Annotated in this window: 4 protein-coding genes; all 4 read left to right on the plus strand. The window is 42.6% G+C overall.

What is annotated here, in order from left to right; translation table 11 throughout:
* Positions 1-176 precede the first annotated feature (176 nt).
* A complete protein-coding gene (locus tag Q0L00_RS11475) occupies positions 177-1,493 on the plus strand; it encodes a DUF2254 domain-containing protein (RefSeq protein WP_297337015.1) in 1,317 nt (438 codons plus the stop codon).
* Entirely contained in the window at positions 1,490-1,669 is a 180-nt protein-coding gene (locus Q0L00_RS11480; protein WP_297337016.1) for a hypothetical protein, read from the plus strand. The genes Q0L00_RS11475 and Q0L00_RS11480 overlap by 4 nt, the downstream gene beginning before the upstream one ends.
* Positions 1,636-2,130, plus strand: coding sequence for an ankyrin repeat domain-containing protein (locus Q0L00_RS11485; protein WP_363318537.1), 495 nt, complete (start codon positions 1,636-1,638; stop codon positions 2,128-2,130). Before Q0L00_RS11480 ends, Q0L00_RS11485 begins: the two co-directional genes overlap by 34 nt.
* Positions 2,131-2,221: 91 nt before the next feature.
* A partial coding sequence (locus Q0L00_RS11490; protein ID WP_297337018.1) for an ISAs1 family transposase occupies positions 2,222-2,962 on the plus strand: 741 nt, incomplete at its 3' end.

Below are 2,962 nucleotides of genomic sequence, written 5' to 3' on the forward strand. Positions count from 1 at the left end.
AATCGAGCATGACGTACCCGTCACACAGCGGGAGGATTAGAATTGCGAGATTCCATATGACCTCTGAAAAAAAATCATAAACAGATGAAATCGAGCATGACTAAAGTGACACACAGAGGGATGATTATAATCTATGCGAAGATTCCATATGACCGCTAAAAAACAATTATAAACAGATGAAAAAGCTCAGTTTTTTTTGGAATGAACTCAAAGCTTCTTTTTGGTTTATTCCTGTATTAATTATTCTCTTCGCTGTCTTTTCTGCCATTGGCTTAGTCTACTTAGATAGTAAGGTCAGGATTGAGCATAATGGAGTTTTGCACTTTTTTTTCGTTCAAAACTTAGATTCCGCACGCAGTATTTTGACCACTATTTCCGGGGCAATGATCGGTGTAGCCGGCACGGTGTTTTCGGTCACATTAGTCGCCTTAACCTTAGCTTCCTCACAGTTTGGCCCACGTCTGATCAAAAATTTCATGTACATCCGGTTAAACCAAGTGGTTTTAGGGGCATACATTTCCACTTACCTATATTGTCTTTTGGTCTTGAGCTCAATTAAAGACCAGCAGGAGTACACCTTTATCCCATCTATTGCAATTTTGGTTGCAGTTTTGGCCACCGTCGCCAATATCATTTTACTCATCGTTTTTATTCATCAAATTGCGGTAAGTATTCAAGCCGACAAGGTCGTTGCCGATATCTCTGATTTTATAGGCAAACAGGTGAAAACGCTTTTTCCTGAAAAAATGGGAGAGGAACTCAAGGATTTTCAACCCGAAGAAGTTGAAAAAATACTGGTAAATTATCCTAAAACATTTCCCATTACCTCGCCAAAAAGTGGATACCTTCAGTATGTGGATAGTGATAACCTGATGTCCTGTATGGATCAACAGGATTTATTGATGAAACTTAATCATCGACCTGGAAGCTATCTCATCCAAGGAATCGAAATCGGAAAGGTTTATTCCAAAGTAGAAATTGACGAACAGGTAATCCAAAAAATTCAAGATCAATTCGTCATCGGCACGACCAAAACCTCTCAACAGGATTTGGAACATAGCATCCATCAAATGGTGGAAATTGCATCACGAGCCCTCTCCCCGGGAGTAAATGATCCATTTACTGCGATTTCATGCATTGACAATCTTTCGGCTACCCTAAGTTACCTCGCTCAAATAAAATTCCCCTCAAAATACCGGATTGATCCGAATCAAAACTTACGAATTATCGCTGATAACCTGGATTTTGAAGGGGTACTCGATGCCGCATTTAATCAAATTCGCCAGTTTTCTGCCGGAAGTCCTGCTGTCATCATCCGACTAATGGAGGCTTTGATTACCATCCACTTCCTAGCCAAAACTTCAAGTCAAAAAAAGGCCATTCTCAAGCATGCAGAAATGGTTCTGAGAATGGGCAAGGAAAGTATCCCTGAAAAAAATGACTTGAAAGACCTGGAATTGCGCGCAGAAAAGATCCTAAACTCAGAAAAATGAACCCCATTTTAGAATCGATCCAGCATGGGGAAACAGACTATTTGGCCTCTCAACTCACTGTACACCCTGAATTGGCCCATAAAAAACCGAATCGGGAATTTCTTACCTTCAGTTTGCCGCCTATTGCAAAAATTTTGCAGCAATTGAACTTCTTAAAACCTACCGTTCTGACTTGATTCTGCATGAGTCAGCCTGTCTGGGGGAATTGGATGGAGTCAAACTATCCCTCTCCCAAAATCCAACTTCGATTAATGACTTTTCTGCCGATGGGTTTACCGCTTTGGGCTTAGCAGCCTACTTTGGACATAGCCAATTGGTCAACTGGCTGCTTTTGCAGGGAGCAAACCCAAGCCTTCCTTCTGCTAACCCCCTTCAAGTAACACCCCTTCATTCCGCCTGTGCCAATTCTCATTTTGAAATCACTAAGCTACTGATTCACCATCAAGCGGATGTCAATGCCAAACAGCAACATGGCGTGACTCCTCTTCATTCGGCAGCACATAACAACGATCGAGATTTGGTTCAATTCTTGATCGATAAGGGCGCTGATCTCCAAGCCAAAATGGACAACGGCAAGACCCCAAAGGACCTGGCCCGCGAAAGTGGATGCTCAGACCTTTTTGAAAACCTCGAATAAAAAAATCCGCTCCTATTTTTTTCAGGGAAATCGCTTTTGAAGTTTTTTAAAATCGGGCAATTTTTGATAATTTTAGGGGACGGTCAAAAAAATGGCCTATCCTGAAAATCCTCTCAAAAATTTCCCGGTTTTCTCTTCGTTTTTTGCAGAATTGGAAGATCCCAGACGTACCTCTCAAGGAAATCATCTCTATCCTCTTGATGAAATTCTTTTCTTATCCATTGCAGCGGTAATCAGTGGAGCAGATACTTGGACTTCCATCAGCCTGTTTGGAAAAGCCAAGCTCGACTGGCTTAGAAAGTTTTTTCCTTTTAAAAATGGTAGCCCATCCCATGATGTCTTAGGAAAAGTGTTTGCAGCCCTGGATTCGGGTCAATTCAGTAAATGTTTTGTTTCTTGGGTTGACTCATTGACCCAGCTCACGGCCGGAGAAATCATCGCCATTGACGGCAAAACGCTCTGCGGTTCCGATGACAAGGCCCGGGGCAAGTCTGCCTTACATGTGGTTTCTGCTTTTGCCTCTGCCAACAGTCTTTGCTTGGGGCAGGTAGTAGTGGATTCTAAAAGCAACGAGATCACGGCCATACCGCAACTACTGGACCTGCTGACATTAAAAGGCTGTATTGTCACCGTGGATGCGATGGGCTGTCAAAAAAGTATTGCCCAAGCGATTCAAAACAAAGAGGCGGACTATGTACTGACGGTGAAAGACAACCAAAAGGAACTTAAAAGCCAGGTCAATAAGCTCTTTTCCATTGCTCCGATTAAGGGAGAGTTCAGCAGCTGGGATGCTGGCCATGGCCGATTTGAGCAACGAAAATGTGAAGTTATT

It is taken from the genome of Algoriphagus sp., from assembly GCF_024305035.1.
GTDB lineage: Bacteria > Bacteroidota > Bacteroidia > Cytophagales > Cyclobacteriaceae > Algoriphagus.